At 64.8% G+C, this 16,411-nt stretch carries 14 protein-coding genes and 1 pseudogene; 8 read left to right on the forward strand and 7 right to left on the reverse strand.

All coding sequences use genetic code 11. From position 1 onward, the window contains the following. The first annotated feature begins 37 nt into the window (after positions 1 to 37). Positions 38 to 1,492, forward strand: a complete 1,455-nt coding sequence (locus P5W99_RS23705) for an amidase (protein WP_434663274.1) — start codon at positions 38 to 40, stop codon at positions 1,490 to 1,492. 61 nt (positions 1,493 to 1,553) lie between these two features. Further along, positions 1,554 to 3,016, forward strand: a pseudogene (locus P5W99_RS23710) (short-chain fatty acid transporter). Between the two features lie 135 nt (positions 3,017 to 3,151). Here the strand turns inward: P5W99_RS23710 and P5W99_RS23715 are convergent. Both P5W99_RS23715 and P5W99_RS23720 read right to left on the reverse strand, forming a co-directional pair. Continuing rightward, on the reverse strand, positions 3,152 to 4,033 hold the full coding sequence (locus P5W99_RS23715; RefSeq protein ID WP_434663276.1) for a DMT family transporter: 882 nt from the start codon (positions 4,031 to 4,033) through the stop codon (positions 3,152 to 3,154). A 151-nt stretch (positions 4,034 to 4,184) separates the two neighbouring features. Beyond that, positions 4,185 to 5,183 carry a methyltransferase gene (locus P5W99_RS23720; protein ID WP_434663279.1) on the reverse strand — a complete coding sequence of 333 codons (999 nt, stop codon included), beginning with the start codon at positions 5,181 to 5,183 and terminating at the stop codon, positions 4,185 to 4,187. A gap of 377 nt (positions 5,184 to 5,560) precedes the next feature. Here P5W99_RS23720 and P5W99_RS23725 point away from each other — a divergent pair, with 377 nt between their 5' ends. Further along, positions 5,561 to 5,947, forward strand: coding sequence for a superinfection immunity protein (locus P5W99_RS23725; RefSeq protein ID WP_434663282.1), 387 nt, complete (start codon positions 5,561 to 5,563; stop codon positions 5,945 to 5,947). A 9-nt stretch (positions 5,948 to 5,956) separates the two neighbouring features. Here P5W99_RS23725 and P5W99_RS23730 read toward each other — a convergent pair whose 3' ends face one another. Beyond that, the gene (locus P5W99_RS23730; RefSeq protein WP_421025823.1) at positions 5,957 to 8,032 is read right to left on the reverse strand and encodes a serine/threonine-protein kinase; all 2,076 of its coding nucleotides are present in this window, start codon (positions 8,030 to 8,032) and stop codon (positions 5,957 to 5,959) included. A 427-nt stretch (positions 8,033 to 8,459) separates the two neighbouring features. Here P5W99_RS23730 and P5W99_RS23735 point away from each other — a divergent pair, with 427 nt between their 5' ends. The 3 genes from P5W99_RS23735 (at position 8,460) to P5W99_RS23745 (ending at position 9,556) form a co-directional block, all read left to right on the forward strand. Then, entirely contained in the window at positions 8,460 to 8,729 is a 270-nt protein-coding gene (locus tag P5W99_RS23735) for a hypothetical protein (protein ID WP_421025824.1), read from the forward strand. An 87-nt stretch (positions 8,730 to 8,816) separates the two neighbouring features. Next, positions 8,817 to 9,089, forward strand: a complete 273-nt coding sequence (locus P5W99_RS23740; RefSeq protein ID WP_421025825.1) for a hypothetical protein — start codon at positions 8,817 to 8,819, stop codon at positions 9,087 to 9,089. A gap of 251 nt (positions 9,090 to 9,340) precedes the next feature. After that, positions 9,341 to 9,556 (forward strand): hypothetical protein, encoded by a 216-nt coding sequence (locus P5W99_RS23745; RefSeq protein WP_421025826.1) that lies wholly within the window; start codon positions 9,341 to 9,343, stop codon positions 9,554 to 9,556. 63 nt (positions 9,557 to 9,619) lie between these two features. Here the strand turns inward: P5W99_RS23745 and P5W99_RS23750 are convergent, their stop codons facing one another. Continuing rightward, positions 9,620 to 9,862, reverse strand: coding sequence for a hypothetical protein (locus P5W99_RS23750; protein WP_421025827.1), 243 nt, complete (start codon positions 9,860 to 9,862; stop codon positions 9,620 to 9,622). 46 nt (positions 9,863 to 9,908) lie between these two features. Then, positions 9,909 to 10,394: a lecithin retinol acyltransferase family protein gene (locus P5W99_RS23755; RefSeq protein ID WP_421025828.1), complete on the reverse strand. Its 486-nt coding sequence runs from the start codon at positions 10,392 to 10,394 to the stop codon at positions 9,909 to 9,911. A gap of 477 nt (positions 10,395 to 10,871) precedes the next feature. On the opposite strand from P5W99_RS23755, the gene P5W99_RS23760 reads away from it, so the two are divergent. Both P5W99_RS23760 and P5W99_RS23765 read left to right on the forward strand, forming a co-directional pair. Beyond that, entirely contained in the window at positions 10,872 to 11,162 is a 291-nt protein-coding gene (locus P5W99_RS23760) for a hypothetical protein (RefSeq protein ID WP_421025829.1), read from the forward strand. A gap of 9 nt (positions 11,163 to 11,171) precedes the next feature. Then, positions 11,172 to 11,978: a PP2C family protein-serine/threonine phosphatase gene (locus P5W99_RS23765; RefSeq protein ID WP_434663289.1), complete on the forward strand. Its 807-nt coding sequence runs from the start codon at positions 11,172 to 11,174 to the stop codon at positions 11,976 to 11,978. 31 nt (positions 11,979 to 12,009) lie between these two features. Here P5W99_RS23765 and P5W99_RS23770 read toward each other — a convergent pair whose 3' ends face one another. Both P5W99_RS23770 and P5W99_RS23775 read right to left on the reverse strand, forming a co-directional pair. Next, on the reverse strand, positions 12,010 to 13,338 hold the full coding sequence (locus P5W99_RS23770) for a sigma-54 interaction domain-containing protein (RefSeq protein WP_421025831.1): 1,329 nt from the start codon (positions 13,336 to 13,338) through the stop codon (positions 12,010 to 12,012). Further along, the gene (locus P5W99_RS23775) at positions 13,335 to 16,406 is read right to left on the reverse strand and encodes a peptidase domain-containing ABC transporter (protein ID WP_421025832.1); all 3,072 of its coding nucleotides are present in this window, start codon (positions 16,404 to 16,406) and stop codon (positions 13,335 to 13,337) included. The genes P5W99_RS23770 and P5W99_RS23775 overlap by 4 nt, the downstream gene beginning before the upstream one ends. Positions 16,407 to 16,411 lie beyond the last annotated feature (5 nt).

Raw genomic sequence — 16,411 nt, forward strand, 5'->3', positions numbered from 1 at the left:
CGCCCGAAGAATGAGATCAACGATTCCCGGAGACAACATGAGTGCATCCATCCTCCCGCAACAGGCAGCCGAAGGTTTGTGCGCGCTGAGCGCGACAGAAGCAGTCGAGCTCCTGAAGAAGCGCGAGGCATCGCCTCTCGATTTCGTCGATGCAGCCATCGCGCGCATCGAGGCCATCGATCCTGTCGTGAATGCGCTGCCGTTGCGCCGCTTCGAGGCCGCACGCGACGCTGCGCGCCGTTTTCCGAAGCCCGATGACAGGCTGGCCGCCATGCCCGGCTACCTCGCCGGTCTGCCGATCGCGGTCAAGGACTACAACGATCTCGCGGGCGTGGCAACCACCTATGGCTCGCCGATTTTCAGCAACAACATCGCGCAGGTTTCCGACCTGACCGTCGCGAATCTCGAACGTCAGGGCGCCATTGCGCTGGCAAAATCCAACGTGCCCGAATTCGCCGGCGCCAACACCTTCAACACCGTGTTCGGCGCAACGCGTAATCCGTGGGATACGCGTTTGAGCGTCGGCGGGTCGTCGGGCGGCTCGGCGGCCGCGCTCGCGTCGGGCATGGTCTGGCTCGCGACCGGCAACGACCTGGGCGGCAGCCTGCGCATTCCCGCGAGCTATTGCGGCATCGTCGGCATGCGACCGAGTGTCGGGCGCGTGCCGCGCCCGGTGTCCGCGGTGCAATACGATCCGTTGTGGGTCGAAGGCCCGATGGGCCGCACCGTCGCCGACGTCGCGCTGATGCTCGACGCCCAGGCGCACTTCGACGCCCGTGATCCGCTCTCGTGGCCACGCCCGGCTGTACCGTTCGCCGATGCGGTGCGGCGTCCGCGTGCGCCGCGACGCGTCGGCTTCACGCCCAATCTCGGCCTCGGCCAGGTCGAGCGGCAAGTCGTGCGGCTGTGCGAGCAGGCCGCATTGCGCTTCGCCGTGCACGGCGCGCAGATCGATGACGGGTGTCCTGACTTCGCCGGCGGCATCGAAGCGTTCCAGACCTTGCGCGCCAATCTCGTTGCGGCCGTACGCGGGCCATTGCTCGATACCGCACGCGAGCGTATCTGCCCCGAGATCATCTGGAACATCGAAAAAGGATTGCAGCAAAGCGGCGCGGACGTAGCCCGCGCCGAGCGCGTGCGCGGCGAGCTGTTCAATCGTGTGAGCGCGTTCTTCGGCACTTACGACATCCTTGCATGCCCGACCGTTGCGGTCGCACCGTTTCCGGTCGAGCAGCGCTATCCGCGCGCGATCGACGACACACCGCTCGATTCGTATATCCACTGGATGTATCTCACGTTCGTGTTGACACTGACCGGCTGCCCCGTGATCTCGATTCCCGCCGGCTTCACCGACGACGGCAGGCCAGTCGGTCTGCAGTTGATGGGCCGCCCGCGCGGCGACTTCGAGCTGATCGCCGCCGCGCATCTGCTGGAAGAGACGCTCGCCGTTTCTCCATTGCCGGCCCGGAGCACCCCGCAAACCGCAGCGTGACGGCGCACCGGCAATCTTCGTAGTTCCGTCACCCGCATAGAGACAGAGTCAGGAGACGATCATGTCGTTCGACAGCAAGCCTGTAGCAAACGCGCCTGCGCTGCACGAGCAAGGCGATGAAAACCCACCAGTCCTCGAACGCATCGCTTTGCGCGTCACCGCGTGGTGCGAGAAGTGGTATCCCGATGCCTTCGTGTTCGTGTCGCTCACGGTGCTCGCTGTCGCGCTCGGGGCGCTGGCGGCCGGTGCGTCGCCACGCACCGTGGCCGTGTCGTTCGGCAACGGCTTCTGGAGTCTGATTCCGTTCACCATGCAAATGGCGATGGTCGCGATCACCGGCTACGTGATCGCGAGCTCGCCCCCCATCGCCCGCCTCGTCACGCGCGCCGCGCGCGTGCCGGCGAGCGGCCGCTCGGCAGTCGCTTATGTGGCATTCCTCAGTGTGCTCACATCGCTTCTGCATTGGGCGATCAGCCTCGTATTCGCGGGTCTGCTCGTGCGCGAGCTGGCGCGGCGCACCGACCTGCGCATGGACTATCGCGCGGCAGGCGCGGCAGCGTATCTCGGCATCGGCGCCACCTGGGCGATGGGCCTCAGTTCGTCTGCGGCGCAACTGCAGGCGAACCCGGCGAGCATCCCGCCCTCGCTACTGCCGATCACGGGCGTCATCCCGTTCAGCGAGACCTTGTTCCTTTGGCAGAGCCTGACGATCGCACTCGCGCTGGTGGTGACCTCGACGCTGATCGCATGGTGGACCGCGCCAGGCCCCACGCGGGCCAAAACCGCCACCGAGCTCGGCATCGTGCTCGACACTATCGACGACGCCCTGCCCCCGCGCAACGTCCCGGAGAATGGCTCGAATACAGCCCCGCGCTGATTCTGGTACTGGTCGCGCTCGGCGGCGGCTGGCTCGTCAACGAGTTCGCCAGCAAGAACTGGCTGGTCGCGATCTCGGGGCTCAATACGTACAACCTGATTTTCCTGATGCTCGGCATGCTGCTGCATTGGCGTCCCAAGCGCTTTCTGCGCGCTGTCTCGAAGGCCGTGCCGGTCACCGCAGGCGTGCTGATCCAGTTTCCTCTCTACGGCGCGATCGCGAGCATGCTGACTTCGGCGAAAAGCGCGACGGGCGCGTCGCTCACGCATTACCTCTCGACCCTGTTCGTGAGCATCGCGTCGACGGACACCTTCGCGCTGGTGATGGGCGTGTATTCGGCGGTACTCGGATTCTTCGTGCCATCGGGCGGCGGCAAGTGGGTGATTGAAGCGCCATATGTGATGCAGGCGGCCAACGCGCTGCACGTGCACCTGGGCTGGGCCGTGCAGATCTACAACGCAGCGGAGGCACTGCCGAACCTCATTAATCCGTTCTGGATGCTGCCCTTGCTGGGCATCCTCGGACTGAAGGCACGCGATCTGGTGGGATTTACGTTCGCACAGTTCGTTTGCGGAACGCTGCTGGTGCTCACGATGCTCTGGGCGCTTGCACCGACGCTTGTTTATCATGCGCCGGTGATGCCATAAGCAGCGTCACGCCGCGCAAATCCCATTACGGTATTAAGGTATCCGCATTGCTGGAGCGAAGACACCGCGGCTGAACGCACCTCGGGCCCGCGCGGGCGAAGTTCGCTACGTTGGGCGCGCATCATGCAATGGACGCTACGCGCGCTGCATCCCTGATCGGCTGGTCAGCACCATCGCAATACCGCCAAGGATCGCTGCGGACGCCGCCGTCAGCCGCAGTGTGATGGCTTCCGAAAGGAACGCCACGCCGCCAAATGCAGCGATCAGCGGCACTGACAACTGAACGGTAGCGGCTCGCATGGCGGAAAGCCTGCTCAGGGCCGCATACCAGATGACATATCCGATGCCGGACGTGAGCGCGCCGGAGGCAATGGCAAGGGCGATTCCGGTGGTGTCCGCGTGAGCGTGGGCCGTGACGATAAAAGGCAGGCTGAGCAAGAAAGCCAGCGGCGCCGCCCGCACGAAATTGCGCGCTGTGGCGGCGAGCGGGTTGCCCACTCCGCGGCCGCGCAGCGAGTACACGCCCCATGCCGCGCCCGCGACGGCCATCAACGTAGCCCCGAGGACCGGCGGCGCAGCGACGCCCGGCGACACCAGGTAAACGAGCCCCGCGACTGCGAGAGCGAGACCGAGCCACCCCAGGGGGCCGAGTTTTTCGCCGGAGCGCAAGCCTGCGCTGAACATCGTCAGTTGAACCGCGCCGAACAGAATCAATGCACCCGTGCCCGCGGACAAGGTGAGATAAGCGAAAGAGAAGAACACGACATACGCAAACAGCATGGCCGCAGCGAGCCAGTCGGTACGCCCTGGCGAGGAACTTTGCGACCTGAATCGCACGACGACGGCGAGCGTGATCGCTCCGGCAATCAGCCTGATGCCAGCGAAGCTGACCGGATCGATTTCCCCTTTCTGCAACGCGAGCCGGCACAACAATGAATTGGCCGCGAAGGCGACCATCGCCGTTGCGGTCAGGATCGTTGTCTGCAAGGTGAGCCCGCTACCGCGCCCTTTATGCATGAGTCGCCACCAGAGTCACCGCCCACGACAGCGACGCCACGCTCCCTACTACGGCGGGAAAGCGTCGCGTACCGTCGCCTCTCAAAGTTGGCCACGTGCTCCAAATCCGCAGCACCGCGGTCGCCGCCTTCCATCGCGTACCACGTGTGTGCTATTCGAACGTAACGAGAGCTTCCGGCGAAGGTGGCAGGGACGTCACGCTGACATTGGAAAAGCCGGCTTCGCGGCCCATCTGTTCGAGCTCGCGCGCCGTGTACGCGTCGCCTTGCGGCGTGGATGCAAGCATCACAAATGAGAACGCGGCGGCGAAGGGCGGCGACACGCGATCCTCGTCTGGAACAAATTCCACCGCCAGGGCTCGCCCGCCGGGTCCGAGGCTTTTGCGGACCTTCGAGAGTATTTCGACGCAAGTTGGCGGATCGAAGTGATGCAGGAAGTTCGTGACCAGAGCCAGATCGAAATCCGTGCCCCAATCGACTTCGAATGCACTGCCGGCGACCGTGCGGTAGCGCGCATCGACCCCAGCGGCTACGGCGTGCTCCATCGCGACCTCGAGAACCGGCTGCCAGTCGGTCGCCACGACTTCTGCGCCGGGAACCGCCTTGGCAATCCCGATGCCGAACAGCCCATGCCCGGCCGCCACATCCAGCACGCGATTCGGTGCCCGCGGCCAGCCGCTCACCTGTTGCGCGATGCTCTGTGCGGTTTGCGCCACGAAGGGGGCCATCGACCGTGCAAATTTCACCCAGACGGGATGGTCGGGCGCGATGTTGGCCAGTCCCATGGCCCCGCCGTTGCGAACGAACGCGACCGGGTCCTCGAGCCACAGTGCCATCATTTCGGGAGCCGCGAGGAAATCCACGATGCTTCCTATCCAGGCGGGCGAGGCAGTCGTCAGGAATGCCGAAGTCGACGGCGTTAATTGATAACGTCCCGCTTCCTTCTGCAGAAATCCGTGCACGGTCAGGAAGTCGCAGAGTATGCGCACACCGCGCTTTGCGGCCTTTACCCGCTCGGCTATACGCTCCAGGTCGCCGTGTTCCTCCGCGATCGCGGTGAAGAGATCGAGCGCCACTGCGGCTTTCACAGCGGCCGTCTTCTGGTAGGCCATCGTGGCATCGATAAAGGACTGCGGGGAGATGTCATCCATGATCGGTAGCCTTTCACAAGATACCGTGCAAACAGGTTTTGATTCGCGTTTTTGTTCACGGGATTGCAGCTCGTGCGTGAACGACGGAGCTCTTGAGAAGCCTACGCGAACAATGGTGCCGCGTCGAGTTCCCAGTTGCCTTCTCAACCGCGGCTTGCCTGCTTTTGTGCAGAAACCCACATACACGTGCCCGTTTTTTTCCGTAAATGTATTCGTCGGGCAATACCCGCCGTGACCATCCGCTCAGATCTCGAGTGCTCCTGATCACACATGAGCCGGGCCTGCATGCCAACCAGGACCGCAGGCGTAAAAACGAAGCGATGCCCATTCGCCCTTGACCAGAGCGATATAAAAGGCATCAAACGGGGAATTGAAAAATGAAAAAGCCTTGCATTCGCTCGGGGCGAACCACCATTGCCGCGTTCTGTAGCGCCAGCCTGCTGCACGACAGCGACACGCATGATGACGGGTATGATCCGGGCGACTGGCTGGTCGTGCTGACGCTGCTCTATTTTGTTCCCTCGATCATCGCGCTCAGTCGCCGCCACCGCCACCGCACCGCGATCAGACGTCTCAATGCGATGTTTGGCTGGTCCGTGCTCGGCTGGATCGCCGCCTTCATATGGGCACTGGTCTCCCGCGGAAAGGGACTGGCGACGCCGGCCACGGCTGCGCCTGAGTCTATGGGAGACGTTCCTGAACATTTCGCGGCCCAGTTGCTACCAGGCATCGTCGAGCGCGATCTCACGACTCGATCTCTCTAGCCACATCGATCAGTTGTTGCGCGCACGCGTCGTGATCTGCACGAAATCGGCGGCAATGTGCGCGCCGCCGTAGCGCGCTTGCATCTGCTTCAACTGCTGGCCAACGGCGGCGAGATACGCCGCGCGCGGCTCCGACGCCGGACGTAGCGCGTCGAATAGCGGCGCGGGCGTAATCAGCAACACGATCATCTCGGTGCCGAACGGCTTGTCGATAATCCAGTCGCCCGTGCTGCCGACCGTCGCCGAAAACCCCGGCGGCGCCTGGTTGTCGCGCTCGTGATTGCTCGGCACGAGATGCACGACGCTGCCGTCGAGCGCGTAATAGTCCACGTTGACATACGAGTCGTAGTGCGGCGTGGTGATGTCGACGATGAGCGGGCTTCCTTGCATGAATTGCGCGTCCAGCGGCCGCGTATGGATTGTCGCCTCGCCGCCTGCCTGACGATTGGCGCGCCAGTACGGCGCGAATGCATTCACGACCTCGCAGTTGTGGTTTTCGATGGCGCTCACGTCGAGCCTGGCGCCCTGTGCACCCGGTATTTGCGCGAGTGCGTCGCGCATGCGCGCCATGCCGTCGCCGGCACTGGCGAAACCCCGGACCTGGAGCGCCTGCGCCGGCAGCGACGCCGCCAGTGCCGAACACGGGATACGGGAGAGCGTCGAATTAAGCGTATCCAGCGCGGCCGCGCCAGGCACGGCGGCAACCAGGGTGGCGCTTGCAGCGGGCGCTTGCGCCGCCGCGCTTGCGGCAGGTGCATTCGCCACCACGGCGGCCGGCGTGGCCGCGATCACGGGCGCGCCGGCATTGGAAGCGCTTGCATGCGGCGCTTCATTGCCGGACAGCGCCCGGTAGCCAATCCAGAGCCCTCCGGCAAGCACGACGGCGCCCGCGCCCAGGGCCCCCAGCCGCGCGGCAGGGAATGCCGGCGCGTGTGCGAGCACGCCCATGCCCTCGAGAAACTGATTGACGCTCGCCGTACGCGACGCGCGGTCAAACGACAGCGCGGCGCTCAACGTGCGCCATTGGGTGCGATCGAGCCCCTGGGGCCGCTCGGCACGCATCTTCTCGCTGCGCGCCTGGGTGGCCGACTTGCGCTTGAACGGATGCGTGCCGGTGAGCAGTTCGTAAGTCACGCAGGCGAGCGCATAGACATCGTCGCGCGGGTCGGGCTCGCGATGCTCGAACATCTCGGGGCTCGCATAGGCGGGCGTGATGCCACCGAGCGTCGCCGGATCGAAGACGGTCACGTCGGGGTCCTCTTCGGGCCGCTGGAACACGCGGGCAATGCCGAAGTCGATCACCTTGACGTCGCCGCCATCGGTGAGAAAGACGTTGGCGGGCTTGAAGTCGCAATGCACGAAGCCGCGCTCGTGCGCATACGCGAGCGCCTGCCCCATCCCGGCGATGATGGGCCGGGCCTTCCCGAATGGCATGCCCGCAAAGCCCTGCGCGCGCAGCACCTTGCTGAGCGGCTGGCCGCACAGATACTCCATGGTCAGATAGACGAGCGGGCCATCGCGGTCGAAGTCGTACACCGTGACGATGTTCCGGTGCGCGAGCGTCTGCGCCTTGCGGGCCTCGCGCTGAAGCGCGATCAGCGAAGTCGGCTGGCCGCGAAACTGCACGTTGAGCACCTTGATCGCAATGTACGGCTTGCGGTCCGAAGCTTCGAGCTTGCGCAGGTCGAGGGCCTTGTAGACCGTGCCCATGCCCCCCACGCCCAGGCATTCTTCGAGCACGAAGCGCCCGTTGAGCGTGTCGCCAATGCCCTTGATGTGCTCCGGCGCGTCGGCCGCATGGGTGGCGCGCGCCGGCTGCGCCTGGGCCACCGAAGCGCTCTCCTGGATGCGGGTTTCGTCGCTGGTGGTCGCCGTGCTGTCCTGGCGGCGTTCGATGCGCCGAAGGACTTCCGTGTAGACGGCATCGGGCAGCGGATGGACCGTCTGCGTCGCGTCCATCGCCTCGCGCAGGCGAGCGCAATTGGCCACGTCAACCGCGAGCACGTGGTCGATCTCGGAGTAGAACGCCTCGCGTGAAAGCGTCCCGCTCTGGAACGTCTGGATCAGCTGCGAAAGGCTCATCATTCGTCTGCCGTCAATTCATCAGGCTGGCCAACGCATTCGCAACGCACGAGCGCGCCGCGTTTTCGACGTGTCTTAAGTGAGATTAATCTGCCGCAACGCGCAGCGCAATCGGTGCCTGAGCTATGCGTGGCGCCCGCACACCAGCCACGCGAGCGAAATCCGTCGCGTGTTGCAGCAAACCCAACGCCTTTGCCGCGTGCTGTTGGGCGCCGGCCATCTGCGCCGCTGCCCGCACACGCTGCCCGGCATGGCGCGCGAGCGCGATGCAAGCGCGCCAGGCCCCGTCGGACAAGGCGCTTCGCGATTCGTGCGGCGAGCGCAGGCGGTTTGGCAAGCCCTGGCACATCCTGTGCATTAAGAGAACCGAGCCCGCAACACATTGCAGCTCAACTACCCACCCCCGTATTTGCCATTCTGGAGAACTGTCATGAGCAAGCTGATGATCGCCGACCTGAGCGCCACCCAAGAACTCGACCGCCGCGCCATGAGCGCCGTGCGCGGCGGCAACCTGGGCCTCTGGCCCGTCTACTACCCCATGCCGGGCGTGAAGGTCGACACCACCAATTTCAGCGCCGAACAGCTGATCGGCCAGACCAACAGCATCGTGAGCAACACCGGCAACGACGTGGCATTCGCGACGAACATCAAGTCGACGGTCAACCCCGTGCAGAACGCTCACAACACGATCAACTTCTGATCGCGCCACGGCGGGACGATTGCACACGCTCGGTCGATGCATCGCGCCCGCCTGCGACCCACCTGTTTTCACTATTGGAGGCTTGCCATGTCTTCCATCGTTATTCGCGAGCTGGCCCCCGGCACCGAACTCGACCGCCGCGCCATGCTTGCCGTGCGCGGCGGCGCCAACAACCCGGCCTATGGTTATGGACCGATCGCCAGCATCAACGTATCGCCGACCATCCAGCAGAACATTCAACAAATTCAGGTGGTCAACGTCGCCGCGCTCAACAATATCGGCTACATCGGCGCGGGCTTCGGGCCGCTGAATCTCAAGGTCGATCCCTCGCAATACGCGAGCACGGGAGTGACGCTTTAAACGCCGCTTCACGCAACAAGACGCAGACGGTGCCGGGGTCCCGTCTGCGTCTTCTCGTGTGCCGCAGGCGAGCCGTTGCGCCGCCTTTCAAAAACCGTGTTGAAGACTCGGCGCCGAGCGCTCACAATCACACAGGCGCGCAGCGCTCCTCGCACTGCAGCCGGAAAGGCACGTTCGCGAACCCGTTATGAATGTGAACAGACCCTGAGGTGCTGCCTTTTCCCTTCGCATCCGCTCGCATGGAGCAGACCATGGGTATTCTCGTCATCAAGGATCTTCCGGAAAGCGTCGATCTGGACAAAGAGGCGATGGCCGCGATCACCGGCGGCGCGCGCGTCGTCTCGCACGAAGCGCTGCTCGCGCCGCGGCCCTTCATCGGGCTGCACGTGGGCGTCGTGGGCGTGCCAACGCCGCGCGGGCTGGCACCCGTCACTGCGGTTGCACCGCGCCCCACGCTGTTGCGCTGACTCCCCGCCTGAACGCTGCACGGTTCGATGCGCCGCCGCGTGCCCCGCAAAACGGGGCGCGCGTCACGCGGCGCGCGTCATCATGGCCGGACGATGGCTTGCCGGCGGAAATACGCACCACGAACCATTGCCGTGGCGGAAGAAGAAGATTGCAATCGTGCGCGCGGGATGAACGGCCTCGACGCAAACGTAGCGCAACCGGTTGTCCTGCATGCGGCTAAAGCGCACCACGCGCGCGGGCGCACAGGCGTTCGGCGCGAGCCACTTGTCGACGAGCACGCGCAGTGAAGATCCGGTGGGGTTCATGACGGTCTCCCGAACGAGTAGCGATGGCGGAGTCTGAACGTGACGATCACGCCGCCAGCATGGCGAACGCATCGCGGTGCGCCTGGGCGCGGCGCGCGCGAACCAGCGCGCGGACGACGCCAATGGCGGCAAGCGGGTGGGCGAAGCACGTGCGGACCTGTTCGCTGCGGCCCTTGCCGTCCACGCACCACGTGCAGAAGTGCTCGCAGTTGTTGGTCAGCAGGCGATAGTGGTCTTCGCCGAGACGCGAGCGCGCCCGCGCGACGGCTGCGCGGCCCGCGTATGCGGCAAACGGATGCCCGACGACAGCAACTTCATGGCCGGCTGCGAAGCGTTCGAGCGGGACTTCTTCGATCGGGCCGCGATGCAGCGACGTGCACAGACCCGCGTAGTGAACGACCCGGCCCGCGCCAACATAGATGCCGTGATGGCTATAGCCCGCGCGACGCGAGACCAGATGGGCGCCAAGCGGCAGTTCCCCGGCGGCGCTGATGTCTGCGCTGCTATTCGTCGGTTGAAGATCGAGACACATGGCTGGGTCCGTCTGGGTGGTTGTGGCTTCCCGTGATGCTGCGGGGTTTGCCGGTTGCCAACTACCCTGCATCAGCCATGCCAACGCTCTCGACCACGGCCGCATAAGGCTTTACGGGAAAGCACACGCAACGCTGGCCACCACCTGTTAGCCGCTTGCCAACGCATTCGCCTCATATCTGTTTGCGTCGATCCACCATTTCATCCTCGATCCCGCAGCCAGCGCGGTACGCCGCAAGTGTCGGAGTCCTGACAACGTTGGGAGGTCCGGGTGTTGGCGCGGCCATGACCATTGCGCAATGGGACCTCGTGGCACTAGCATGCACAGAACGCTCAGGCGCTCCGAAGCGCCTCGTCCAGCAGGGCTCCCGGCGATATGGCTTGCCCAGCGCCGGCGCGCGCCGCACAGTGGCATGATGCTTGCACGGTATGGGCGCACAGCCGCGCGTTCGCGGCCATCATCCGGATGGAGAACACCATGACCTCGCTCGCGATCACCGACCTTCACCTGCAACGCGATATCGACCACAAAGCGATGTCGTTCATCCGGGGCGCAGGTGCGCCGTGGGTGTTCGGCTGGATTCAGCCGTACCAGCCCGAACAGCCCTCCGCGTTCGGGCCCGTCATCAATCTTTACCAGACCAACAACACGTTCTACGCGAATCAGGTCGTCAATCAGTATCAGATGCTCGACGTAACCAACTCCGGGGCCAACTCGAACGTGACGGTGGGCGTGGGCCAGACCGGCAAGAACCACGGCCTCGTTTAGCCTGGAGGCATGATCGTGACAGCCGGATTGCGGTGGAGCTCGGCTTCGCGCACGGACATTGGCCGCGTGCGGGCGCTCAACGAGGACGCTTGTCTCGATCTGCCCCACCAGGGTCTCTGGGCCGTGGCCGACGGCATGGGCGGTCATACGGCGGGCGACCTCGCGAGCCAGGCGATCGTGCGGGCGCTTGGCACGCTTGGTACGCTCGGCACGCCTGGCGCGCCCGGTGCATCGAACTCGCTTGCCGCGATCAAGCGCGCCGCGCGCGACACGCTGCAAACGGTGAACCAGCAACTGCGCGAGGAAGCGGCGCGGCGGCGCGTGCGCGTGATCGGCAGCACCGTTGCCGTGCTGATGGCGAGCGGGCGCGAATGCGCCTGGCTGTGGGCGGGTGATAGCCGCCTCTATCTCTATCGCGACGCGCACCTCGAGCCGCTCACGACCGACCACAGCCATGTGGCCGAGCTTCGGGCACAGGGTCACCTGAGCGCCGAAGCGGCGCGCCACCATCCCTCGCAGCATCTGATCACACGGGCCGTCGGCGCCGCGAACTGGCTCGACCTCGACGAAGGCCATATCGCCGTGTGCGACGGCGATTGCTTTCTGCTTTGCAGCGACGGCCTCAGCAACGAAGTGCAAGCAGCCGACATTGCGCGCGCTCTCGAAGGCGGCGACTGCCAGCTCGCGGCCGATACGCTCGTCGACATGGCCTTGCAGGCAGGCGGGCGCGATAACATCACCGCGGTCGTCATCCGGGTCGAAGACCCCGACGCCGCGGATCATACGCTGGTGAATCCCGCCGTCGTGTCACCGTGAAGCACGCGGCCATAGGCTCACGTCTTCGCGCTCAGGATTCCTTGTCGCGATCCGTCTTGTCGGCATGACGGAAATCCTTCGAGTGGATGCCGTGCTTCTTGAGCAGCATCTGTAGATGCGAGCGGTTCATGTCGCAGCGGCGCGCCAGCTCCGCCACGGTGCCGCCGGTTTCATGCAGGCCGCGTTCGAGAAAGGCGCGCTCGGCTTCGTCGCTCGCGGCGCGCTTCGCGTCGCTGAGGGATAGCGGCGCGCCCAGCGCGTGCCCATCGACCTCGCGCAATGCCGCAGGCGCGGGCCCTGGCCGGATATCGTCGGGCAGATGTTCGAGGTCGGCGGTGTCGCCCGCGAGACACGACAACCGATAGACGACGTTGCGCAACTCGCGGATATTGCCAGGCCACGCATAGGTGAGCAGGAAATCGCGCAGCTTCGGTGTGAGCTTCACGGGGCGGCGCTTGAGCTGGCTGGCCGCCTCGTCGCCGAACCACGAAATCAGCAAGGGAATCTCGTCGCGGCGCTCGCGCAACGCGGGCAGCGTGACATGAATGACGCTCAGGCGGTAGAACAGATCCTCGCGAAACTGCCCTTGAGCGGCCAGCTCGCGCAGGTTCCGGTTGGTCGCGGCCACGATGCGCGTGTCCACCGCAATCGGCTCGTCGGAGCCCACGCGCTGGATCTCGTGCGCTTCGAGCACGCGCAGCAGCTTCACCTGCCCTTGCAGCGGCAGCTCGCCGATCTCGTCGAGAAAGATCGTGCCGGTGTGGGCGCTCTCGAACTTGCCCTTGCGGTCGCTCGACGCGCCTGTGAACGCGCCTTTGCGATGGCCGAACAGTTCCGATTCGAGCAGGTTGTCCGGAATCGCGCCGCAGTTGACCGAGATGTACGGCCGCTCCGAGCGGGCGCCGTTGGCATGGATCACCTTCGCCATCAGCTCCTTGCCGGTGCCGCTTTCGCCGTCGATCAGCACGGGCAGGTCGGTGGGCGCCGCTTTTTCCGCCACTTCCAGCGCCGCCAGCAGCTTCGGGTTGTCGCCGAATATGCCTTCGAAAATGAAGCTGCGCGCCAGGAGCGCCTCGCGCCGCCGGTGCGCGGAGGGCGAGAGCGCCTCGGGCTTGTCGAGCGATTCGGGCGCATCGGATACATCGGACAGATCGGCCGCCGCCTCGATGAAGCGCTCCTTGCGCGAAAGCTGCATGACTTCGTCGCGCAGTGCGTTCGACTGGTTCAGGAGCTTCTCGATCTCCGCGCGTTCGAGCCGCGGCGCCCAGCGCAAGGTGGAGCGCAGGATCTCGATCTTCTCGAGCAGTCCGGCATAAGAGAGCGTGGAGCTGCCGAATCCATGCGGGTCGAAGAGTTTCATGTCGCACTCAGCTGTTTCTGGACGAGCTGGTAGTACATGCCCTTGCGCTCGACGAGTTCTTCGTGCCGCCCCTGCTCCACGATGGCGCCTTCGTAGAGCACGAGGATTTTATCGGCCCGCATGATGGTGCTCAGGCGGTGCGCGATGATGAGCGCCGTGCGGCCCTGGAGAATATCGTGCATGTTCGAGAGGATATTGCTTTCGGATTGCGTATCGAGCGACGAGGTGGCTTCGTCGAAAACGAGCAGGCGCGGGTCGTGATACAGCGCGCGCGCGATGCACAGGCGCTGGATCTGCCCGCCCGAGAGACCCATGCCGCGCTCGCCCACCACCTGTTCATAGCCGAGCGGCATCTTGCTGATGAACGCGTGCGCGTCGGCCATGCGCGCCACTTCCTCCATGCGGCGCCAGTCCGGGCTCGGGTCGCCGCAAGCGATGTTCTCCGCGATCGTGCCTGAGAACACGAGGTTGGTCTGCATCACATAGCCCACCTGGGCGCGAAAGTACGCGTGGTCGATCGCGCTCATGTCGTAGCCGTCCACGTTGATCTTGCCTTCCGTGGGCGCATAGAAACCCACCAGCAGCTTGGCGAGCGTCGTCTTGCCCGAGCCGCTGCGCCCGACGATCGCCACCATCTGGCCGCGGCCGATCGAGAAGCTGATGTTCTCCAGCACATAGGGCGTTTCGTTGCCGCCATAGCGGAAATACACGCCGTTGAATTCGATGTCGCCCTGCACGTCGGGCAGCAGCACGCGCGAGCCGAGATCGGCGGGCTTTTGCTCGGGCTCGATGTCGAGCACGTCGCCCAGGCGCTCCATGGCCACCGCTGCATCGTTCATGAGGCTCCAGAGGCCCACGAGGCCCATCAGCGGCGCGAGCACGCTGCCCATGAAGGCGTTGAACGCAATCAACTGGCCGATGCTCAACTCCCGATCGAGCACGAGCGTGGCCCCCACCCAAAGAATCACCACCGTGGTGGCGGCGTTGAGCAACTGGCTGCCGAGACCCACCAGAATGTTGAAGGCCTGCGCGCGATACTGCACTTCGAGCGACTTCGCGTACTTGCGCTCCCACTTCAGGCGCACCGCTCTTTCGATGCCCATGCCCTTCACGGTCTCCACGCCGCCGAGCGTTTCCATCAGCATCGAGCGCGCGTCCGTCGATACGGCGAAGACCTCGCGCGCATAGCGCTTGATTCGCGGCGTGGCGATCGCGGTGAGCGCCATGATCGGTATGACGAAAGCAATCAGCAGCAACGTGAGCTTCACGTTGTAGAGAAACATGATCGTGAAGTAGATGAAAATCATCAGCAGATTGAGCGCCGTGGTCACCGTCGATTCGGTGAGGAACGCGCGGATCGTCTGGTTCTCCTGGAAACGCGCGAAGATATCGCCGGTTTTGCGGCGCGCGAAGAACGAGAACGGCAGCGACATCGTGTGCTTGAAGAATTGCGACATCATCGCGAAGTCGAGACTGCGCACCATGAAATTCGATAGATGCGCGCGTATGGTCGCCATCAACTGCGTGAACACGTGCGAAATGACGAGCCCGACGATCAACAGATGCAACAGGCTCACGTTCTGGTGCACGATCACGCTGTCGAGAATGTTCTGGATGATGAGCGGCGGCACCACCCCTAACATCTGGATCACGAACGTCGCGAGGAAAAGGTGCGCGAGGATCTTCCGGTACGGCAGCAGATAGCCGATGAAGCGCACCCACGGCGAGCGTGACGCCACTTGCGCGCCCGTGGTTTCGCCGGCGGTGAACAGCAGGCATGTGCCGTTCCAGCCGCGCTCGAACGCTTCCACGCTCAGCTTGCGAAAGCCCAGCGCCGGATCGGCCACCCTCACCCACTGCTTCGACACGCCATAGACCACGATATAGTGGTAGCCCTCCCAGTGCGCGATAAAGGGCAGCTCGAAGCCTTGCAGCGCCTCATAGGTGCACTGCACGCCGCGCGTGGTGAAGCCGAGCGCCTCGCCGGTGCGCGCGAGGCTCTCGAGCGTCGCGCCCTGCGTGGTCACGTTGGCGAGATCGCGCAGCTTGCCCAGCGTCATCGCAATGCCGTAGTGCCGGCAGATCATCGCGAGGCACGCCGCACCGCAATCCATCTCCTCCGCCTGCTCGACCAGCACGAAGCGCTTGATGATGCGCTCGTTGAATTTCGCATCCGCGCCGGTGTCGATCGCGAGCGGGTGGCGGCGGCGCTCCGCCAGCTTCTTCTGGCGCTGCAACTCGCGCTCGGTGAAGCGCACGCGTTCTTCCAGCACCTCGCGCAGCTTCGGGTTGCGTTCGAGCATGAAGTGCACGGTCTTCTCGGGAATCACGAGCAGCCGCACGTCGGTGAGCGCGGTCACGCTCGCTTGCTGGTCCTGGCGCAGCAAGCACGCGCGTTCGCCAAAAATCTCGCCCGCGCCCAGCTTGCCCAGCTGGTACACGTTGCCCTCTTCCTCGCGCGCGATGCTCACTTCCCCCTGACGCACCACATAAAGCCGCATGTCGCCGCCCGCGCCCTGACGCACGACCTCCTTGCCCGCGCTCACGCGCTTGACGCCGACACTCGACACATATTCTTCGAGCTCTTCGCGCGAGAGCTTGCCGCGCAAATCGAACAGCCGCGAAACGAAGCCGCCCGCGGAGCTGATCGCCACATAGCTCGTCACGAACGACTGCGCGGCGGGGTTCGCGGCCAGCAACGGTTCGAGCGCCGCGCGCGGGATGCAGAGCACCTCGGTTTTCGCGGAGGCCCGCACCGAAACCTCGTGCCAGTAGTCGCGCAGCATGGCGATTTCGGCGAACACCTCGGGCGCCTTTCGCACGCCGAGGCTGGTCTCCTTGCCGCGCTCCTCGGCGATCAGGCGCACGGAGCCCGAGCGAATCACGTAGAGTCCGGCCGCGGGGTCGCCGCGCTTGCACAGCGTGTCGCCGAACGCGTAGCTGCGCGTTTGAACCTGCGCGGCGAGGCGGTCGAGTTCTTCGCGCGAAAAGAGCGAGAGCGGTTCGACCGTCGCGAGAAACTCCGCCAGCGTGGGTGCGCTAGCCGGTGCGGGCGCCTGGGTATCCATCTGCG

It is taken from the genome of Paraburkholderia sp. A3BS-1L (genome assembly GCF_051125215.1).
GTDB lineage: Bacteria > Pseudomonadota > Gammaproteobacteria > Burkholderiales > Burkholderiaceae > Paraburkholderia.

What these genes read in the sequence shown, in the direction of transcription:
- P5W99_RS23705 (WP_434663274.1), top strand. Translation starts at nt 38, where the DNA reads ATGAGTGCATCCATCCTCCCGCAACAGGCAGCCGAAGGTTTGTGCGCG.
- P5W99_RS23770 (WP_421025831.1), bottom strand. Translation starts at nt 13,338, where the DNA reads ATGAAACTCTTCGACCCGCATGGATTCGGCAGCTCCACGCTCTCTTAT.
- P5W99_RS23720 (WP_434663279.1), bottom strand. Translation starts at nt 5,183, where the DNA reads ATGGATGACATCTCCCCGCAGTCCTTTATCGATGCCACGATGGCCTAC.
- P5W99_RS23760 (WP_421025829.1), top strand. Translation starts at nt 10,872, where the DNA reads ATGACCTCGCTCGCGATCACCGACCTTCACCTGCAACGCGATATCGAC.
- P5W99_RS23740 (WP_421025825.1), top strand. Translation starts at nt 8,817, where the DNA reads ATGTCTTCCATCGTTATTCGCGAGCTGGCCCCCGGCACCGAACTCGAC.
- P5W99_RS23750 (WP_421025827.1), bottom strand. Translation starts at nt 9,862, where the DNA reads ATGAACCCCACCGGATCTTCACTGCGCGTGCTCGTCGACAAGTGGCTC.
- P5W99_RS23745 (WP_421025826.1), top strand. Translation starts at nt 9,341, where the DNA reads ATGGGTATTCTCGTCATCAAGGATCTTCCGGAAAGCGTCGATCTGGAC.
- P5W99_RS23715 (WP_434663276.1), bottom strand. Translation starts at nt 4,033, where the DNA reads ATGCATAAAGGGCGCGGTAGCGGGCTCACCTTGCAGACAACGATCCTG.
- P5W99_RS23765 (WP_434663289.1), top strand. Translation starts at nt 11,172, where the DNA reads ATGATCGTGACAGCCGGATTGCGGTGGAGCTCGGCTTCGCGCACGGAC.
- P5W99_RS23730 (WP_421025823.1), bottom strand. Translation starts at nt 8,032, where the DNA reads ATGATGAGCCTTTCGCAGCTGATCCAGACGTTCCAGAGCGGGACGCTT.
- P5W99_RS23775 (WP_421025832.1), bottom strand. Translation starts at nt 16,406, where the DNA reads ATGGATACCCAGGCGCCCGCACCGGCTAGCGCACCCACGCTGGCGGAG.
- P5W99_RS23755 (WP_421025828.1), bottom strand. Translation starts at nt 10,394, where the DNA reads ATGTGTCTCGATCTTCAACCGACGAATAGCAGCGCAGACATCAGCGCC.
- P5W99_RS23725 (WP_434663282.1), top strand. Translation starts at nt 5,561, where the DNA reads ATGAAAAAGCCTTGCATTCGCTCGGGGCGAACCACCATTGCCGCGTTC.
- P5W99_RS23735 (WP_421025824.1), top strand. Translation starts at nt 8,460, where the DNA reads ATGAGCAAGCTGATGATCGCCGACCTGAGCGCCACCCAAGAACTCGAC.